23 protein-coding genes and 1 pseudogene are annotated in these 18,252 nt (G+C 53.7%); 13 read left to right on the top strand and 11 right to left on the bottom strand.

What is annotated here, in order from left to right; all coding sequences use genetic code 11:
- Position 1 precedes the first annotated feature (1 nt).
- The 6 genes from flgG to flgB are packed head-to-tail and all read right to left on the bottom strand — an operon-like array spanning position 2 to position 4,345.
- Positions 2–784: a flagellar basal-body rod protein FlgG gene (gene flgG / locus RT340_RS09910; RefSeq protein WP_034830678.1), complete on the bottom strand. Its 783-nt coding sequence runs from the start codon at positions 782–784 to the stop codon at positions 2–4.
- 17 nt (positions 785–801) lie between these two features.
- Positions 802–1,560, bottom strand: coding sequence for a flagellar basal body rod protein FlgF (locus tag RT340_RS09905; RefSeq protein WP_034830676.1), 759 nt, complete (start codon positions 1,558–1,560; stop codon positions 802–804).
- A gap of 20 nt (positions 1,561–1,580) precedes the next feature.
- Positions 1,581–2,813, bottom strand: coding sequence for a flagellar hook protein FlgE (gene flgE / locus RT340_RS09900; protein ID WP_097119609.1), 1,233 nt, complete (start codon positions 2,811–2,813; stop codon positions 1,581–1,583).
- A gap of 24 nt (positions 2,814–2,837) precedes the next feature.
- Complete coding sequence (gene flgD, locus RT340_RS09895; RefSeq protein WP_034830672.1) at positions 2,838–3,512, bottom strand: flagellar hook assembly protein FlgD; 675 nt, start codon at positions 3,510–3,512, stop codon at positions 2,838–2,840.
- Between the two features lie 12 nt (positions 3,513–3,524).
- Complete coding sequence (flgC, locus tag RT340_RS09890; RefSeq protein ID WP_034830669.1) at positions 3,525–3,929, bottom strand: flagellar basal body rod protein FlgC; 405 nt, start codon at positions 3,927–3,929, stop codon at positions 3,525–3,527.
- A gap of 2 nt (positions 3,930–3,931) precedes the next feature.
- Complete coding sequence (gene flgB / locus RT340_RS09885) at positions 3,932–4,345, bottom strand: flagellar basal body rod protein FlgB (protein WP_034830667.1); 414 nt, start codon at positions 4,343–4,345, stop codon at positions 3,932–3,934.
- 153 nt (positions 4,346–4,498) lie between these two features.
- On the opposite strand from flgB, the gene flgA reads away from it, so the two are divergent.
- The 3 genes from flgA to flgN all read left to right on the top strand — a co-directional run bounded on the left by flgA (position 4,499) and on the right by flgN (position 6,009).
- Positions 4,499–5,158 (top strand): flagellar basal body P-ring formation chaperone FlgA, encoded by a 660-nt coding sequence (gene flgA / locus RT340_RS09880; protein WP_097119607.1) that lies wholly within the window; start codon positions 4,499–4,501, stop codon positions 5,156–5,158.
- A 105-nt stretch (positions 5,159–5,263) separates the two neighbouring features.
- On the top strand, positions 5,264–5,572 hold the full coding sequence (gene flgM / locus RT340_RS09875; RefSeq protein ID WP_034830662.1) for a flagellar biosynthesis anti-sigma factor FlgM: 309 nt from the start codon (positions 5,264–5,266) through the stop codon (positions 5,570–5,572).
- Between the two features lie 5 nt (positions 5,573–5,577).
- Positions 5,578–6,009: a flagellar export chaperone FlgN gene (flgN, locus tag RT340_RS09870; RefSeq protein WP_058959595.1), complete on the top strand. Its 432-nt coding sequence runs from the start codon at positions 5,578–5,580 to the stop codon at positions 6,007–6,009.
- 31 nt (positions 6,010–6,040) lie between these two features.
- Here the strand turns inward: flgN and murJ are convergent, their stop codons facing one another.
- The 4 genes from murJ to rimJ all read right to left on the bottom strand — a co-directional run bounded on the left by murJ (position 6,041) and on the right by rimJ (position 9,870).
- The gene (gene murJ, locus RT340_RS09865; protein ID WP_097119606.1) at positions 6,041–7,579 is read right to left on the bottom strand and encodes a murein biosynthesis integral membrane protein MurJ; all 1,539 of its coding nucleotides are present in this window, start codon (positions 7,577–7,579) and stop codon (positions 6,041–6,043) included.
- 121 nt (positions 7,580–7,700) lie between these two features.
- Positions 7,701–8,621: a Gfo/Idh/MocA family protein gene (locus RT340_RS09860; protein WP_211727778.1), complete on the bottom strand. Its 921-nt coding sequence runs from the start codon at positions 8,619–8,621 to the stop codon at positions 7,701–7,703.
- Position 8,622: 1 nt separating this feature from the next.
- The gene (locus tag RT340_RS09855) at positions 8,623–9,264 is read right to left on the bottom strand and encodes a DUF480 domain-containing protein (protein WP_313375639.1); all 642 of its coding nucleotides are present in this window, start codon (positions 9,262–9,264) and stop codon (positions 8,623–8,625) included.
- 12 nt (positions 9,265–9,276) lie between these two features.
- Positions 9,277–9,870: a ribosomal protein S5-alanine N-acetyltransferase gene (rimJ, locus tag RT340_RS09850; protein ID WP_034820126.1), complete on the bottom strand. Its 594-nt coding sequence runs from the start codon at positions 9,868–9,870 to the stop codon at positions 9,277–9,279.
- A 244-nt stretch (positions 9,871–10,114) separates the two neighbouring features.
- Here rimJ and mdtH point away from each other — a divergent pair, with 244 nt between their 5' ends.
- From mdtH to RT340_RS09800, 10 genes are all read left to right on the top strand, one after another.
- Positions 10,115–11,317, top strand: coding sequence for a multidrug efflux MFS transporter MdtH (gene mdtH / locus RT340_RS09845; protein ID WP_313375637.1), 1,203 nt, complete (start codon positions 10,115–10,117; stop codon positions 11,315–11,317).
- Positions 11,318–11,408: 91 nt separating this feature from the next.
- Positions 11,409–12,056 (top strand): glutaredoxin 2, encoded by a 648-nt coding sequence (gene grxB, locus RT340_RS09840; protein WP_058959598.1) that lies wholly within the window; start codon positions 11,409–11,411, stop codon positions 12,054–12,056.
- Positions 12,057–12,166: 110 nt separating this feature from the next.
- On the top strand, positions 12,167–12,730 hold the full coding sequence (locus RT340_RS09835; RefSeq protein ID WP_038647632.1) for a lipoprotein: 564 nt from the start codon (positions 12,167–12,169) through the stop codon (positions 12,728–12,730).
- A 135-nt stretch (positions 12,731–12,865) separates the two neighbouring features.
- Positions 12,866–13,912: a dihydroorotase gene (pyrC, locus tag RT340_RS09830; RefSeq protein WP_313375634.1), complete on the top strand. Its 1,047-nt coding sequence runs from the start codon at positions 12,866–12,868 to the stop codon at positions 13,910–13,912.
- 68 nt (positions 13,913–13,980) lie between these two features.
- The gene (dinI, locus tag RT340_RS09825; RefSeq protein ID WP_097119603.1) at positions 13,981–14,226 is read left to right on the top strand and encodes a DNA damage-inducible protein I; all 246 of its coding nucleotides are present in this window, start codon (positions 13,981–13,983) and stop codon (positions 14,224–14,226) included.
- A 142-nt stretch (positions 14,227–14,368) separates the two neighbouring features.
- Entirely contained in the window at positions 14,369–14,638 is a 270-nt protein-coding gene (locus RT340_RS09820; protein ID WP_034820140.1) for a hypothetical protein, read from the top strand.
- Positions 14,639–14,926: 288 nt separating this feature from the next.
- The gene (gene bssS / locus RT340_RS09815; protein WP_013508627.1) at positions 14,927–15,181 is read left to right on the top strand and encodes a biofilm formation regulator BssS; all 255 of its coding nucleotides are present in this window, start codon (positions 14,927–14,929) and stop codon (positions 15,179–15,181) included.
- Positions 15,182–15,288: 107 nt separating this feature from the next.
- Positions 15,289–16,404, top strand: a complete 1,116-nt coding sequence (gene solA / locus RT340_RS09810) for an N-methyl-L-tryptophan oxidase (RefSeq protein ID WP_160832485.1) — start codon at positions 15,289–15,291, stop codon at positions 16,402–16,404.
- Between the two features lie 294 nt (positions 16,405–16,698).
- A complete protein-coding gene (locus RT340_RS09805) occupies positions 16,699–17,271 on the top strand; it encodes a cytochrome b (RefSeq protein ID WP_097119601.1) in 573 nt (190 codons plus the stop codon).
- Between the two features lies 1 nt (position 17,272).
- A complete protein-coding gene (locus tag RT340_RS09800; protein WP_097119600.1) occupies positions 17,273–17,848 on the top strand; it encodes a YceI family protein in 576 nt (191 codons plus the stop codon).
- 44 nt (positions 17,849–17,892) lie between these two features.
- Here the strand turns inward: RT340_RS09800 and RT340_RS09795 are convergent.
- Positions 17,893–18,252: pseudogene (locus RT340_RS09795) on the bottom strand (hypothetical protein); the annotation flags it as partial.

Genomic DNA, 18,252 nt, shown 5'->3' with positions numbered 1-18,252 from the left:
ATTAAACCTGGGTTAATTTCTGCAGCATCTGATCAGAGGTGGTGATCGCTTTGCTGTTGATTTCATAAGCACGCTGCGTCTGAATCATGGTGACCAACTCTTCCGCCACGTTGACGTTAGAGGTTTCAACATAACCCTGATACAGCAAACCAGCGCCGTTCTGCCCTGGCGTACTCTGCGTCGCCGCACCGGATGCCTGCGTTTCCTGATAGAGGTTTTCACCCAGACTATCGAGGCCCGCATCGTTCATAAAGGTGCTCAGCGTCAACTGTCCCACCTGCGCTGGGTTGGTCTGCCCCTGCTGCGTCACGCTCACCACACCGTCACGCGAGATGGTGATGCTGGTGGCGTTCGCCGGAATAGTGATCCCAGGCTGAACCGGATAGCCGGCGTTGGTCACCAGCTGACCGTTCTGATCTACCTGGAATGAACCGTCACGCGTATATGAAGAGGTACCGTCTGGCATCTGCACTTCGAAATAACCCTGACCGTTGATCGCCACGTCTTTTGAGTTGCTGGTCTGCGACAGGTTGCCCTGGGTATGCAGACGCTCGGTGGTCACTGGGCGCACACCGGTACCAATCTGCAAGCCTGAAGGCAATGTGGTCTGTTCCGATGACTGCGTGCCCGGCTGACGCAGCGTCTGATACATCAGATCTTCGAACACGGCACGCGAACGTTTAAACCCGTTGGTTGAAACGTTCGCAAGGTTGTTCGAAATGACGTCCATATTGGTTTGCTGGGCGTCAAGGCCGGTTTTAGCGATCCATAAAGAACGAATCATGTTGTTTTCCTTACGCCTTAGCTGCTCATGTTGAGCAGTTGATTGGCTTTTTGTTCGTTTTCATCGACGTTAGTGATGACTTTCATCTGCATCTCGAAACGTCGGGCGTTGGCGATCATGTCGACCATGGTTTCCACTGGCTTAACATTGCTGCCTTCCAGCACGCCTGGCATGACTGCGACCGTTGCATCAGGGGCTAAAGCCGCACCGCGTGTCGCCTGCGTCGCCTGGGTTGGACGGAACATGCCGTCGTCACCACGCTGTAACTCTTTGCCCGTGGCCTTAACCAGCTTCAGCTTGCCAATCTGCACCGTGGCGTTCGGTGCATCACCCGCATTACGCGAGGTGATGGTACCGTCAGCCGCGATGGTCAGTTCGGAGCCTTGTGGAATGGCGATTGGACCGCCATCGCCCATCACGGGATTGCCCTGAATGGTCAAAATACCGGTCGAGCTGATCTGCATATTGCCGTTGCGGGTATAGGCTTCAGAACCGTCAGCGGTTCGCACCGCCAGCCAGCCATCTTGCTGTACGGCCACATCGAGCGGGCGTCCGGTGTTGTCCATCGCCCCTGGCGTCATATCGGCACCCGGCGTTGAGGCAGCCACTAAGGTGCGCGTCGGCAGCGACCAGCCGTTGACCGGCACCGCGCGCAACGCGTTGAGCTGGGCGCGGAAGCCCGGCGTTGAGGCGTTGGCGAGGTTGCTGGCGGTCACCGATTGTTGTTCCATCGTCTGACTGGCGGCGCCCATCGCGGTATATATTGCGTGATCCATAATGCAATCCCGTTAGCGAATTAACGTAAGTTGATCAGGGTGTTGAGGATCTGATCCTGCGTTTTAATCGTCTGGCTGTTCGCCTGATAGTTACGTTGTGCAACGATCATGTTGACCAGCTCTTTACTCAGATCGACGTTGGAGGCTTCCAGTGCACCTGAAGTCAGTGAACCGTAAGTGCCGGTGTTAGCCAAACCGATAGCTGCCTGACCCGAAGAGTTGGTCGCAGACCAGACGTTATCGCCTTCTGACTGCAGGCCTTCCGGGTTAGAGAAGCTGGCCAGAACGATTTGACCCAGCAGCTGAGTTTTCTGGTTCGAATAGGTACCGGTAATGGTGCCGTCATCGTTGATGGCGTAGCTGGTCAGGTCGCCCGGCGCATAACCATCCTGCGTTGGGTTTCCGAATGACGTGGTGCCGGTGTTTTGTTGCTGGCTTCCAAGTACGCTCAACGTGATGGCCTGATTAGCCGCAGCACCATTAGATCCCTGAATAGTCAAGCCAACAGTGGTTGCGCCTGCGGTGGTTGTCCCGCCGCTTGTGATAGATTGCAGCTTACCGTTGGAGTCAAAGGTCATGGAGAAATCACCTGCTGACGTTCCAGTCGTGGAATCAATCGCGTGCACATCCCAGTTGTTATCACTGGTTTTCACATAATAGAGGTCGAGAGCATGATCGTTACCCTGTGAGTCATACACAGTGACGGTGCTTTTGGCGTTGTAGCTATCGACGTCTGACGAGCTGAAGGTTGCCACTGTTGGCACGCTATCTGTGGAGTTCAGGTTAGACACCAAACCGGCGGTCGTGGTCGCGCGCGCCGACATCTGCGTCGTCGGTACGCTCAATGCCACCGGGTTTGCACCCGTCTGAATGGTCGGCGGGGTACCGGTTGCCGGATAGCCGGTCACGCTCATGCCCTGAGTGTTCACCAGGTTACGGTTGGCATCCAGCGTGAACTGACCATTACGAGAGTAGTACACGCTACCCGCAGCATCGGTCATACGGAAGAAACCGTTACCGCTCAGTGCCACGTCCAGACCACGGCTGGTTGAGGTCGTGGTACCGTCGTTGAAGTTCTGAATAACCGCAGCGACCTTGGTACCCATACCGATATTTGAACCAGCAAACATATCCGCGAACGAAATGGTGCTGGATTTGAAACCCGCGGTCGCGGAGTTGGCGATGTTGTTACCAATGACATCCAGGTTACTGGAGGCCGCATTCATACCACTGACAGCTTGAGAAAAAGACATAACGTGTCTCCTGCTAAAATTGAATTAGAGAATCTGACGAACTTCATCAAGAGTGGCGGAGCCCATGGTGCCGAGGTCCAGTTTTGAGGTGTTATCCACCGTACTCACGCCATTCACGTAAGCGTAATTAAGCGGTTGTGCCACCAATTGTGTGCTGCCATTACTGGCGGCAATTGATACAGAATATTTGCCATCAGCCACTGTCGTGCCATTCGCATCTTTGCCGTCCCAGGAGAAAGCGTGAACGCCGGACGTCAATGCGCCCAAATCGACAGTGCGAACCACAGTGCCGTTCGAATCTTTGATGGTCGCGGTGGTGGCTGTAGAGGCCGTGCTCAACTCCACACCGAAAGGTGTCGTGGTACCACTGCCAACCAGGATCTGGCTGCCATCAATCATCACACCATGCCCAATCAGCGTCGTACTCTGCAGTGACTGGCTGGTGGTGAGCTGACCAGAGATAGAACCCAATGTAGTATTCAGCTTCTCAATGCCGCTCAGGGTGTTAATTTGCGCCAGCTGAGTGGTGAGCTGGCTGTTGTCCATTGGGTTGGTGGGATCCTGGTTCTGCAACTGCGTCACCAGCATGGTCAGGAACTGGTTCTGCAAGTCCTGAGCACTGTTTCCCGTCCCTGTTGAACTGGAAGAACTCAGTACCGTTGGGTCAAGATTGGCATTAACGCCGACTGCTACGCTCATGTTCGTGCTCCGTTATTGACCCATCGTCAGGGTTTTCATCATCATTGATTTCACCGTATTCAACACTTCGACGTTGGCCTGATAACTGCGGGACGCTGACATGGTGTTAACGGTTTCTGATACGACATCGACGTTTGGCATCTTGACGTAACCCTTCTCATCCGCCATCGGATTACCGGGGTCATACACCAATTTGGCCGGGGTAGGATCGTTCACCACGCCCGCGACCTTGACGCCACCGGTCGCCGCGCCAGGAGCGGCATCGGTCTGGAATATCACCTGTTTTGCCACATAAGGCTGGCCATCCGGCCCGGTGACGCTATCGGCGTTGGCCAGGTTACTGGCACTGACGTTGAGGCGCTGTGATTGCGCGGTCATCGCAGAACCGGCGATATCAAAAATATTCAGCAATGCCATGGTTATTGCCCCTGCAGAACGCTCATCATGCCTTTGATTTGGCTACTGATGAGGGTGAGATCGGTTTGGTATTTCAGGCTGTTATCAGCAAACTGCGTACGTTCACGATCCATATCCACGGTGTTGCCATCCGCGGCAGGTTGATCGGGAATGCGGTACATCAGGTCCATGGATGGCTGAGAGTTGGTTTCAGCAGCGATGTGACGTGAAGAGGTGACTTTCAGCGCCATGCTGCTCCCCTCCGCGCGACCATTTTCCATCACCTTGCTCAGCTGGCTGGCAAAGTCGATATCCCGCGCCTGGTAGCCCGGGGTATCGGCGTTGGCAATATTGGACGCCAGGATTTCCTGGCGCTGAGCACGCAGATTTAACGCTTCTGTACCAAATCGCAGCGCGGCATCGAGTTTGTCGAGCATGCTTCCTCCGCGAATGAGAATTTCGAGCTGACAGCTTAAGTGGACAAATGCAAGGGCGATCGTCTGAATAGCAGCAAAAATCACGGCTATTTTTGACATTGAATTTTTCGCGCGAAGAGTAGACTCAGGCCATCTTCTCGACAGGAGGCGTTTATGCGCAGTTCTTTATCTTTGCTGGCCACGTTGTTGTTGGCCTTCGCGCTGCCCGGCCATGCGGCGGACCTGACCGCACAGTTAACGCAGTTTTTTAAAGCGCGCGATCCGCAACATGCCGCGGGGATGACCGTGGTGGTGCGCACACCCAAAGAGCAGTGGCCGACCTGCGAGGCACCGGCGTTACAACTGCCGGGCAACAGCCGCCAATGGGGTAATCTCAGCATTGCCGCCAGTTGCGATCAGAATCGTCGTTTCCTGCAAGTTCAGGTACAGGTGACCGGTCAGTATTTAGTTGCCAGCCGTCAGGTCGCCCGTGGCAGTACCCTCGACCCGAATGATTTCCGTCTCGAGACCGGGCGTCTGGATGAACTGCCTCCGCGAGCCCTGTTCGATAACAACAGCGTGACCGATGCGATTGCGCTGCGCGATATCCCGCCTGGACAGCCGGTGACCGCAATGATGCTGCGTCAGCCCTGGCGGGTCAAAGCAGGACAAAATGTGATGGTGGTAGCCAGCGGAAACGGGTTTAATGCCAGTAGCGAAGGACGTGCGCTGAACAACGCCAGCGCGGCACAAATGGTGCGCGTGCGCATGGGAAATGGTCAGGTTGTCAGTGGGCGCGTCGACGCGGATGGGAATATTCTGATATCGCTATAAAGCGTTAAAGAACCTTGTTGTTCTGCCGATAGAGATATCAACAAAGACATTACCCTATGCTGACTCAGTTGACTGACCCTCAGCTGACCTTACAGGAGCACGACCATGAGCATCGACAGAACGCAGCCTTTAATTCCGGTGAGCACTGTACAATCCCGCGACACCAACGATAACAACGGCAAGGTGCGCCAAAACGTGACTGCTTCAACCAACGCCAGCACCAGCGAAAGCGGTGCCGAAGTGAAGTTGAGCACGGCTCAGGCGCAGTTAATGCAGCCGGGCAGCAAAGACATCAACACTGCACGTGTTGAACAACTGAAAACCGCTATTCGTAATGGCGAACTGAAAATGGATACCGGTAAGATCGCCGACGCGCTGATCGCCGATACCAAGGCGTATTTAGAGGGTAACTAATCCCAATGGACAATCTGCTGACCACCTTAGATAAAATGCAAGACGTGCTGGCTTCACTCACTGTGGTGATGGATGAAGAGCAACAGCAACTGTCTGCCGGCCAGGTTAATGGCAACCTGTTGCAGCGCATATCAGAAGATAAAAGCGCGCTGCTGACGACGTTGAATTATCTGGACGACATGCGCCGAAATACCGAAAAATCACTCGGTACTCAGGCGCCCTATGATGGTCACAGCGATCGTGAACGCCGCTGGCAGAGCATTCAGCAGCATACCCGCCGTTTGCGCGATACCAACACTCATAACGGTATTCTGCTGCAGCATCAAATCAGCTTCACCAATGATGCGCTCTCGGTACTGAAACCGCACCAGACTCAGGCGTTTTACGGTCCCGATGGATTAGGCAAAGGTCAGTCGACGCTCAGCCGCAAAGGTTAATAAAGAAAAATCCCGCCGAGGCGGGATTTTTTTATGCCAGCGTGCGGCGGGCAAAATCTCTCGGGCGGAAGCCCAACAGACCCAGCATGACAAAGTAAGCACCACCGCCAATAGCACAGACTGCAGCCAGACGCAGTAACCGCCACCACATCTGCCCTTCTTCCCAGGCCGGCATCACATGCAGAATGCCCAGCAGCGCTGCTGCCATGACCACAACCGCAATCATCAGACGCACCAGGAAGCTAAACCAACCCGGCTGCGGCTGGAAGATATCCTGTTTACGTAATTGCCAGTACAGCAGCGCGGCATTCAAACAAGCCGCTAATCCAATCGACAACGACAATCCGGCATGTTTGAGCGGGCCGATAAACGCCAGGTTCATCACCTGCGTCATGATCAGCGTCACAATCGCAATCTTCACCGGGGTCTTAATGTCCTGACGCGAATAGAATCCGGGCGCCAGCACTTTGACCACAATCAGCCCCATCAATCCTACCGAATACGCCACCAGCGCACGCTGCGTCATGGCGGCATCGAACGCGGTGAATTTACCGTACTGGAAAAGCGCCACGGTCAGTGGGCCAGAGAGGATGCCGAGGGCAACAGCGCTCGGCAGGGCCAACAGGAAGCAGAGGCGCAGGCCCCAATCCATCAGACGCGAGTACTCATCATGATTGCCGCTGGCGAAACTCTTCGCTAACGATGGCAGCAAAATCGTGCCCAGTGCGACACCCAATACGCCCGACGGGAACTCCATCAAACGGTCAGCATAGTACATCCACGACACTGAACCCGAGACGAGGAATGAGGCGAAAATGGTGTTGATGATCAGGGATATTTGGCTCACCGATACGCCAAGAATCGCCGGTCCCATTTGGCGCATGACGCGCCATACACCGGCGTCACGCAGGTTGAGGCGCGGCAACACCAGCATGCCGATTTTCTTCAAGTGCGGCAGTTGGTAGAACAGTTGCAACACCCCACCGACCACCACAGCCCATGCCAGCGCCATCACCGGTGGATGGAAATGCGGGGCAGCAAACACCGCAAAGCCAATCATGCTGATGTTTAATAACGTCGGCGCAAATGCCGGAACCGAGAAACGATTCCAGGTGTTGAGTATCGCACCGGCCAGCGACGCCAGGGAGATCAGCAGAATATAAGGAAAGGTTACGCGTAGTAGCGAACTGGTCAGCGCGAATTTATCGGCGGTGTCAGCAAATCCGGGCGCAGTGACCATAATCACCCAGGGCGCGGCAATCATGCCGAGCACCGTCACCACCGCCAGCACCAGCGTCAGCAAACCGGAAACATAGGCCACAAATACGCGTGTGGCCTCTTCGCCCTGCTTGCTTTTGTATTCGGCAAGAATGGGCACAAACGCCTGAGAAAAGGCGCCTTCCGCAAAGATACGGCGCAGCAAATTGGGCAGTTTAAAGGCCACGAAGAAGGCATCGGTGGCCATACCGGCACCGAAAACGCGTGCCACTATGGCATCACGGGCAAAGCCCAGCACGCGGGAAAAAAGGGTCATCGAACTGACCGCAGCCAGCGATTTCAACAAATTCATTTTGAGTGGCGCATCCTGAAAAGTGTCGGATAAATGAGCAACTTAGCGCGGACATCTGCTGATGTCCGGCGATAGTCTACTGCCACGGCGGGAAATGACCAGCATTGAGTGTTACAAGGGGTTATTCCTGTTCGGCATCGCGCCACAGTTTTTCCACCAGACGCTGCGCCGCCAGCGCCTGTTCACCGCTGGTTTCAGGCATCGTCTGATTTTGTACGCACTGGATAAAATGCTGTGCCGCACCGCTGAAACCACGCTGAGCAAGATGGCTTTGCCAGGAGGCTACCGGATCGGTGCGTAAGCCACCGAGGTTCTCCTGCTGCCAGTCACGCATCTCATTAATTTCGATGTAGTCACCGTCGCAGATGGCGCTCACCACCTCGCGCTGCGTGCCCGCGCGACGATGCATGCTGGTGGTGATTTGCAGTGCCCCCGCCGAGAAGTGATGCTCGGCATACAGCATCGCCCCCTCCTCGTTAGTTTCAATAAAGCCCTGCTCACGCGTCAGTTTGCCCCCTGCCAGCCACAGCGCTGTATCCACCACGTGCAGGTAGTCATCCAACAAAGTGAAACGCAGATCCTGTGGACCCACGCTATCCGCACGATGCTTCTCAATACGCAGTGAAGCCGCTCGCGGCATTTCCGCTTTCAACTGTTGATAGCGTGGCGCAAAGCGACGATTAAACGCCACCATCAGTTTACGTTTGCGCTTCTCTGCCAGTGCCACCAGCGCTTCCGCCTGCTGCAGGGTTTCGGCTAAAGGTTTATCCACGCAAACATCTTTGCCCGCCAGCAGCAACGCCTGCACCACTTCAAAATGACTGGCGGTGCTGCTGTGCACAAAGACCGCATCACTGGCGGCTGCCAGCGCGTCCAGCTGACTGAAATATGGCATGCGGTAGCTGTCGCAAATCGGCTGGGCTTTAGCCTGATTCGGCGAAAACGCCCCTGCCAGCTGCCAGTCGGTGGCGTGCGACAACACGGGCAACCAGGCTTTTTGCGCGATGCCGCCTAATCCAACAATACCGATACGTAGCGTCATGTTATTGCTCCTTCTGCAACAGGTGCTCCAGCTGGGATTGCAGCTGAGCCACCTGTTGTTCCAACTGCGCAACCCGGCTGACCAAATCTTCACTGTCCATCTCATCCGTGCTCGCGGCGGGTGCTTCAGCCACATCGCCGCCGAACAGATGCATATAACGGCTTTCGCGTTTACCCGGCTCACGTGCCAGACGCACCACCATCGGGCCGTCATCACGGGTGATTAAGCCGTTCAACGTTTGCTCGACCTCATTCATATCGCTGAACTCATGCAAACGTCCACTGCGGGTACGCAGCTCACCCGGCGTCTGTGCGCCGCGTAAGAACAGTAGCGTCAGCACCGCCACTTCTGCGCTGTTAAGCTGCAAATTACCGAATGCAGAATTACAGAAGCGCTGTTCATACTTACTGACGCGTTGACCGAACCCGTTAGTGGAGGTGGCAAGATGCTTTTTCACCAGCTCATCAAGCTGAGATTGCACCTCCATTTCACTCAGGTTCATCACCGGTTCACGGTTGGTTTTTTGATTACAGGCGGTGACCACGCCGTTAAGGGAAAGCGGATATTGATCCGGAGTGGTGACCTGTTTCTCTAACAGGCAACCGATCACACGCAGCGCCTGCGCGGATAAAGCCATTTTCATGCGGTTTTCCTTTTATTGTCCACGACGATCCGCGGTCCACTCCTGCCACGTCAGCGCGGTCAGCACGTGATCCTGCCAGCGTCCATCAATCAGCAGGTAATCTTTGGCATAACCCTCTTTCTCGAATCCGAGACGCGCCAGCAAATCACCGCTGCGCTGATTATGCGGCATATAGTTAGCCATAATGCGGTGAATGCGTTGCTGTCGTTGCATATAGCGAATCGCTGACTGCAACGCTTCAAACATCATGCCTTGCCCCTGCCACTTCTCGCCTAATGAATAACCGAGGTAACAGGCGTGAAATGAACCGCGCAGCACGTTGCTAAAATTGGCCACTCCGCGCACTTCATGCTCTTCCGGGTCCATCAGCACAAAATAGTAGGCAGAGCCCTGTTTATGCATATCCGCGATCAGTCCAAGGCGTGCCTGCCAGCCCGAGGGATAGCAGTGGCTCTCGTCGCGCACCGGCTCCCAGGGTTTAAGAAAGACGCGGTTCTCTGCATAATAATCTGCCAATCGCCAGGCATCGCGCTCGTGAACTAAACGGACCACCAAACGATCGGTAGTCAGGCGCACGCGGGGTCCAGCAGAACGATAGCCAAACATCATGACTCCTGAAATCCATAACTTTAAGAAAGATGTACGCCTGAGGCGATACTTCTCACTATAACCGTCCCTTTCACTACGGTAAAACCCTCAAGCCCCTGCCACGCAATTCATCCTTATCCAGGATTAATTTTTCTGCGGATTCGATGAAAAAATATCATCCTGGATACGCTGTCTTTCCCGTCAGCGCAGGCGGAAAATAGACCAACTGGTCACTTTTCTCTTCTCTTGCTCAGGATTAAGCATGTCTCGGGTAGCGCGGGCACGACGCCTCGGTAAAACATTCCTCTTAGTCGATAACATGTTGGTAGTGTTAGGCTTTTTCGTGGTATTTCCACTGATTTCTATCCATTTCGTTGAGCAACTGGGCTGGGCGGCGTTAATGGTGGGTATCGCGCTGGGTTTGCGTCAATTTGTACAGCAGGGGCTAGGCATTTTCGGCGGCGCGATTGCGGACCGTTTTGGCGCACGTCCGCTGATTGTGACGGGCATGCTGATGCGCGCAGCCGGATTTGCCTGCATGGCGCTGGCGCATCAACCCTGGATGCTGTGGCTGGCCTGTTTGCTTTCCGGCCTCGGTGGCACCTTGTTTGACCCGCCCCGCAGCGCCATGGTGGTAAAACTGGTGCGCGCTCGTGAACGCGGTCGCTTCTTCTCGCTGCTGATGATGCAGGACAGCGCGGGAGCCGTGCTAGGGGCGCTGATTGGCAGTTGGTTGCTGGCGTGGGATTTCCGCCTGGTGTGCTGGGTGGGTGCAGCGGTGTTTGTCGCTGCGGCGATATTTAACGCCGTGTGGCTACCGCCGTGGCGCATCTCAACGGAACGCATTGCGATGCGCGAAGGTATGCAGCGTGTCTGGCAGGATAAACGTTTTCGCCTCTATGTGCTGACGTTGACCGGCTACTACATTCTGGCCGTGCAGGTCATGCTGATGCTGCCGGTGATGGTGAATCAGGTGGCTGGTGCGCCCGCCGCCGTGAAATGGATGTACGCCATCGAAGCCATGCTGTCGCTCAGCCTGCTCTATCCGCTGGCCCGCTGGAGCGAAAAACGCTTCCGCCTGGAAACCCGGCTTATGGCGGGTTTATTCCTGATGACCTTTAGCCTGCTGCCTGTCGGCATGACCCAATCTCTCCCTTCGCTGTTTTTGTTAATCGGCGTGTTCTACCTGGGGTCCATCATCGCCGAACCGGCACGCGAGACGCTCAGCGCATCGTTGGCCAGTTCACGCGCGCGGGGCAGTTACATGGGATTCAGTCGTTTAGGTCTGGCTATCGGCGGTCTGATTGGCTACTCCGGTGGTGGGTGGATGTTCGACATGGGCCAGCAATTGGCTCTGCCTGAACTGCCCTGGATGTTGCTGAGCAGCGTTGGCATCATCACTCTGCTGGCATTGTGGTGGCAGTTCCAGCCGCGCCCGGTGGCACCGATCATCTTCAGCAGCTAGTTTGCCCCTTCGGAGGATCTCTTCCATACTTCCCGCACGTCCGGAAAAAGGGTGACCTTTGTCACCCTTAGATTTACACAGGAGAAACGGGATGAAACTCTACATCTACGATCACTGCCCTTTCTGCGTGAAAGCACGCATGATTTTTGGCTTAAAGAACCTGCCGGTTGAATTGATCGTTATGCTCAATGACGATGAGCAGATGCCAAAAAAACTCATCGGGCAGAAGATGGCGCCCATTCTGCAAAAAGCCGATGGCAGTGCGATGCCAGAGAGTATGGACATTGTCCGATTGGTGGATAAGCAGGATCGCGAGCCGCTGCTTAATGGCAAAAACAACCCCGCCATCAGCGAATGGCTGCGCCGCGTTAACGGCTATATCAATAAGCTGCTGATTCCGCGCATCGCTGATGCCTCGTTTGCGGAATTTGCCACGCCGGAAGCGCGGAGTTACTTCCGTGAGAAAAAACAGGCCAGCGTCGGAGATTTCACTGAGCTGCGTAAACACGCGCCCGGGCTGATAAAAAACATCAGTGATGACCTGCGCCAACTCGATAAGCTCATCGTCAAACCCAATGCCGTGAATGGCGAACTGTCTGAAGACGATATCAATCTGTTTCCGCTCCTGCGTTCGCTCACCTTAGTGGCTGGCATCGAATGGCCGAGTCGCGTAGCGGATTACCGCGACAATATGGCGAAGCAAACCCAGATTAACCTGCTCTCTTCCATCGCGGCATAGCCCCGTCCGATGAGAAACGCTGCGGCGTTTCTCATCCCTCTCCTGGTGACACCTGGCCCGGTTTCAGGCAGGCTATGGCTGTTTTGCCGTATCGTTCAGGATGAGGATCTATGAAAAAGGCGATGTCTGGGCTATTAGCCCTGTTTTTAGCCGTGCTGTTGAGCGGCTGTAATCAATTGACGCAATACACCATTAGCGAACAGGAAGTGAATCAAGCGCTGCAGAAGCGCAATAACTTCGAAAAAGACGTCGGCGTATCCGGGCTGGTCAATGCACACATCGTGCTCAGCGATCTCACCAGTCAGATTGGTCGTGAAGAACCCGGTAAGATTACCCTCTCCGGCAAAGCAAACATCAATGTCAGCTCGCTGTTTGGTCCACAGCAGGCTGAGATGCAGCTGAAGATGAAAGCGCAGCCGATTTTCAATGCGCAGGAAGGCGCAATTTATCTGCATGATATTGAAATTGTCGACGCGCAAGTACAACCAGAAAAGATGGCGTCCATCATGAAAACACTGACGCCTTATCTTAATGAGTCTCTCAAACGCTACTTCAATGAGAAGCCTGCCTATGTGCTAAGCGAAGACCGTAGTAAAGGGGAAGCACTGGCGAAGAAATTTGCCAAGGGTATTGAAGTGAAGCCGGGACAATTGGTGATTCCGTTTACGGATTAACCTCAACCACCGCACCTTCGGGTGCGGTTTTTGTTTCCGGCAATAAAATCCCGTGCAAACGGTTGCTCACACCCTTATGATTACTCCCCGGCCTAAACGTGCCCATTCGTTTTTTCTCAGCCGGAGCCTTTTTGAATGACAGCCCAACCCCAGCAAATCACGATTCGCCGCCCTGACGATTGGCATATCCATCTGCGCGATGGCGCGATGCTTAATGCAGTTCTGCCTTATACCAGTGCGGTCAATGGTCGTGCGATTGTCATGCCAAACCTGGTTCCACCGGTGACCAGCGTCGAGGCCGCCATTGCCTATCGCGAGCGCATTATGGCTGCGCTGCCCGCTGAACACGCTTTTACGCCACTGATGACCTGCTACCTCACCGATTCATTAGATGCGGATGAAATTGAGCGTGGCTTCCGCGACGGGACCTTCACGGCAGCAAAACTCTATCCCGCGCATGCCACCACTAACTCCAGCCACGGCGTCACCAATATTGATTCCATCGCCAGCGTGCTGGATCGTATGCAGCAGATCGGTATGCCGATGCTGGTACACGGTGAAGTCACGGATTCGCACATCGATATATTTGACCGTGAAGCACGCTTTATCGAAACCGTGCTGGAACCGCTGCGTCAGCGCTTCCCAGCCCTGAAAGTGGTGATGGAACACATCACCACTAAAGAAGCGGCAGAATATCTGGCTGCGGGCAACGACCTGCTGGGTGCCACCATTACACCACAGCATTTGATGTTTAACCGTAACCACATGCTGGTGGGCGGTGTTCGCCCTCATCTCTATTGCCTGCCGATCCTGAAACGCAATATTCATCAGGAAGCGCTGCGCGCCCTGGTGGCGAGTGGCAATCGTCGCGTGTTCCTCGGCACGGACACGGCACCGCATCTGCGTCATCTGAAAGAAGCCAGCTGCGGCTGTGCCGGCGTGTTTAACGCACCGACCTCGCTGCCTGCCTATGCCACGGTATTCGAAGAGTTGAATGCGCTGGAACATTTTGAAGCGTTCTGTTCAGAAAACGGCCCGAACTTCTATGGCCTGCCACTGAATGAAGGCACGCTGACGCTGGTCCGCGAGTCATGGACAGTGCAGGACACCATCAATGTGACCGATGACACACTGGTGCCGTTCCTTGCAGGTGAGACGCTGAACTGGCGCATCAAAGAATAATAATGCATGGCTTGCCTTTGGGATAATTTTACTGTACAAATAACCAGTATATTATCCCGGAGGCTTTTATGCGTGTTGAAATTACCGTAGCGAAAACTCAGCCCCTTCCCGCAGGTGCACTGGATGCACTCAGTGCCGAACTCACCCGTCGTATTTCCCGTGATTTTCCCGAAGATAATCACCATGTCAAAGTCCGTTATGCGGGCGGCAATCAATTGAGCGTATTTGGTGGCTGTAAAGCGTCACGCGAACGCATTAGCGATATTTTACAAGAAACGTGGGAAAGCGCAGACGACTGGTTTATTACTGATTAACTGCCACTGTGCCGTTTTTGCCGGGTTTCGCCACCCGGTTTTTTGTTTTAATTTCCCTCTCGCCAGATAAAGTCGCTGCATCTAGACTCATGTTTAACGATACCCTATCCTTGCCTCGTCATGCTTACGGGAGGTGTTTTACATGACTACTGAAAAACCAGAAGAGGCGATGACCTTCGGTGAATTGCTGGCATTAATTGCTGAACAGCAGCGACGCTTAACGGTGCTGGAAAATGCCTTTGCCAGTTTGACGTTCTGCCTCGACGATCGCGCCAGTCAGTTACTGGTGCATAATCTGTCGCTCGAAGCGCAAAATCAGAACCACGACGCACAGTTACAGCAGCACTTTACTCGGTTGGCTGAAGAGATTCAGCGGCGTAATGGCCAGCTGCCTCCAGAAGCGCAGGCCTGAAACTGGCCTTTTTTTACTTGTCACTGCAGCGTAAAGTTTTCACCTAACGCCGCCGATAACTAAGGTGTAGCCACTGTCACGATTATCGAATAAAGGCCCGAAGCAGCGGGCACTTTATTATTCGACAAAAGTCGCATTCTGAACGCATTTATTATCGTTCTCTTTTTAATCGCCACACGTTTTAACTATTGTACCGCCTGTTTCATGTTATAATTGTTCCGCTAGTGCAAGAAAAGCCGCATTGAACCTCAAGAAGCACTTCGTTTAACGAGTAATAAGGAGGTTATAATGGACAGAAATAAAGACGTCATTCAGACTCATCCGCTGGTTGGATGGGACATCAGTACCGTAGACAGTTATGACGCCATGATGATCCGCCTGCACTCGCTATCATCGCAGGATCAGAAAGAAGAAGAAGCTGACGTGGGACCCACCTACTGGCTGACTACCGACGTAGCCAGACAGTTCATCTCGATACTCGAAGCTGGCATTGCAAAGATTGAGTCCACAGAGCAATACCTACGCGATAATCAAAAGCACTAATTTCTTACTTCGCGTGAAAGGGCACCCAATAGGGTGCCTTTTTCATGGACACGATTTTTTTGCTATGCTGTTGAAAAATTTCGTCGTTTGGCAGGAGTGGTGTGGTTATGGTTTATGATCTGATTGTGGTGGGCAGCGGATCGGTGGGAGCCGCCGCCGGTTTTTACGCAACCCAGGCAGGCTTATCGGTATTGATGATTGATAGTGCCCATCCTCCGCACAGCCAGGGCACACACCACGGTGAAACACGCCTGATCCGCCATGCCTATGGCGAAGGTGAACGCTATGTCCCGCTGGTGCTGCGCGCACAAACCTTGTGGGATGAGCTGGAACGTCAGAGCGGTGAACGCATTATGCATCGAAGCGGCATCCTCAATCTGGCCCCCCTCACTTCCTCATTTATCCAAAATGTCATCGACAGCGCCAAAACCTATCAACTGGAAGTAAAAATCCTGCAGGCAGACGAAGTGCGCAAGCGCTGGCCGCAGATCTCTGTGCCCGACGGCTACGTTGGGGTATTCGAACCTCACTCCGGCTTCCTGAAATGTGAGCAGGCGGTTCGTAGCTGGATACAGCTGGCTGAACAGGCGGGCTGCGCACAACTGTTTAATTGCCCGGTGAGTGAGATCGCACGCGATGGTGACTTGCAGCAAGTCACTACCCGCGACGGCGTGTTTCGCGCGCGTAAATTATTGGTCAGTGCCGGAACCTGGGTGAGTGAGCTGGTAAAAGATTTGCCAGTACAACCGGTGCGTAAAGTCTTTGCCTGGTATCAGGCAGATGGACGTTATAGCGAGAACAACCAATTTCCTGGCTTCACGGTGGAGATGCCTGATGGCAGTCACTTTTATGGCTTCCCTGCCGACAACAATGCATTAAAAGTGGGACGTCACGATGGCGGGCAGCTGATGCAGAAACCCGAAGATCGTAAACCTTTCGGCAGTATCGCTGCAGACGGCAGTGAAGCCTTCAGTTTCCTGCGTCAGTTCTTACCGGGGGTTGGCGTTTGCTTACACGGTGAGGCCTGCAGTTATGACAACACACCTGACGAAGACTTTATTGTAGATACCCTTCCAGGCGAGCCAAATCGATTAATTATTACCGGCTTGAGTGGACACGGATTTAAATTTGCCAGCGTATTAGGTGAACTTGCCAGTGAATTTGCCCAGGATAAGCCCTTATCCTTTGACCTGAAGCCGTTTTCACTTTCGCGCTTTGCTTAACGTTGTCTCGCTGGCGCCTCAGGCGCCAGCCTTATATTGACGCAAGCTTACATTAATAGTTCTTTCCTGACATTTAAGCGTTAAGATTGCCGCATTAGGTGTAGCAATATTCAATTCAATTTTATTTCCCCGCCACCTATACAACCATCTTCAATATTTCTGACGCAGACATCGATATAAACGCACAATTTCCGAATGTCTTTTTAAATTTTATAGAAAGGTAAGCTTAATTGCTTTCATATTTCAAAGTATGGATGCTTATTACCACCTATTTCCAGATATGGATTCACTTTTATGTGGCGTAACTCCAGACAACATTTCGGGCTAATGACCATTATGTTGCATTGGCTAATGGCGCTGGTCATTTACGGCATGTTTGCGCTGGGTCTGTGGATGGTCGGATTGGGATATTACGATGGCTGGTATCACAGCGCCCCGGAAATCCACAAAGGCATTGGCATGCTCCTATTTGCCACATTACTGCTGCGCCTTGGCTGGCGTGTTATTTCTCCCCCACCCGCACTCTTACCACACTATTCTCCCTTAATTCGCCGCTCCGCCAGCCTGGCTCACGGGCTGTTGTATGGCTTGTTGTTGCTGCTACTGGTAAGCGGCTACCTGATATCGACCGCCGATGGCAAAGCTATCTCGGTGTTCGGATGGTTCGAAGTGCCCGCCCTGTTAAGTGGAGCAGGTGAACAGGCTGATTTGGCTGGCGATCTGCATTTGTGGCTGGCCTGGGGATTAGTGCTGTTTTCCGCGCTGCATGGGCTGGCGGCATTAAAACACCATTTTATTGATCGAGACGTCACATTGAAAAGGATGCTGGGTTACCGCATCCCGTTAACCTCTGAAAAGGAGAAGTAAAATGCTCAAGAAGACGCTACTGACACTGAGTGCCGCTAGCCTGTTAGGCACCAGTTTGCTGGCCAGCGCAGCAGACTATAAATTTGATAAAGAAGGCCAGCACGCCTTTGTTCAGTTCCGCATTCAGCACCTGGGTTACAGCTGGCTATACGGGACGTTCAAAGATTTTGACGGCACTTTTACTTTTGACGAAGCCAACCCAGCGGCCGATAAGGTTAACGTGACCCTGAACACCGCCAGCCTCGATACTAACCATGCCGAACGTGACAAGCATATTCGCAGCGCGGATTTCCTTAACACCGCCAAATTCCCACAAGCCACCTTTGCCTCAACCGCAGTGAAAAAAGAGGGCAAAGAGTACAAGATCACGGGTGACCTGACGCTCAACGGCGTGACAAAGCCGATCACGCTGGACGCCCGACTGCTGGGCGAAGGCAAGGATCCCTGGGGCGGCTATCGTGCCGGATTTGAAGCTAACGGTGAGATCGTGCTGAAGGATTTTAATATCACTAAAGATCTTGGACCGGCATCGCAGAAAGCTGAGCTGATTATCTCAGTGGAAGGCGTGCGGCAGTAAGGCAGAACCAGCCTGAGGTCATGCGGCCTCAGGCTGGATGCAGTTTACTTCTTCTCTGGCGCGGGGATCGCCATCGTCATGTTGAGTAAACCGCGTGACTTATTGAACACCTTATTACCGTTTTCACGGCCTGCGCGGCGTGAACGCTGCTCTTCCGGTGTTAATGTCGCCTCTTCCATGCACAGCGGGCTGCAGCAGTTGTGGTATTTCTCCGAACAGCTCGGGCACTGAATGAACAGCAGATGGCATCCGTAATTGACGCAGTTAGTGTGACTATCGCACGGCACGCCGCACTGGTGGCAACTCGAGAGAATATCGTCAGAAATACGTTCGCCCATACGTTCATCAAACACAAAGTTTTTACCTTTGAAACGGGCAGGCAAACCTTGCTCACGCGCACGGCG

Source organism: Pantoea sp. CTOTU50773 (assembly GCF_032082325.1).
Lineage (GTDB): Bacteria > Pseudomonadota > Gammaproteobacteria > Enterobacterales > Enterobacteriaceae > Pantoea > Pantoea communis.
This window is presented reverse-complemented; position numbering and strand designations above follow the sequence as displayed.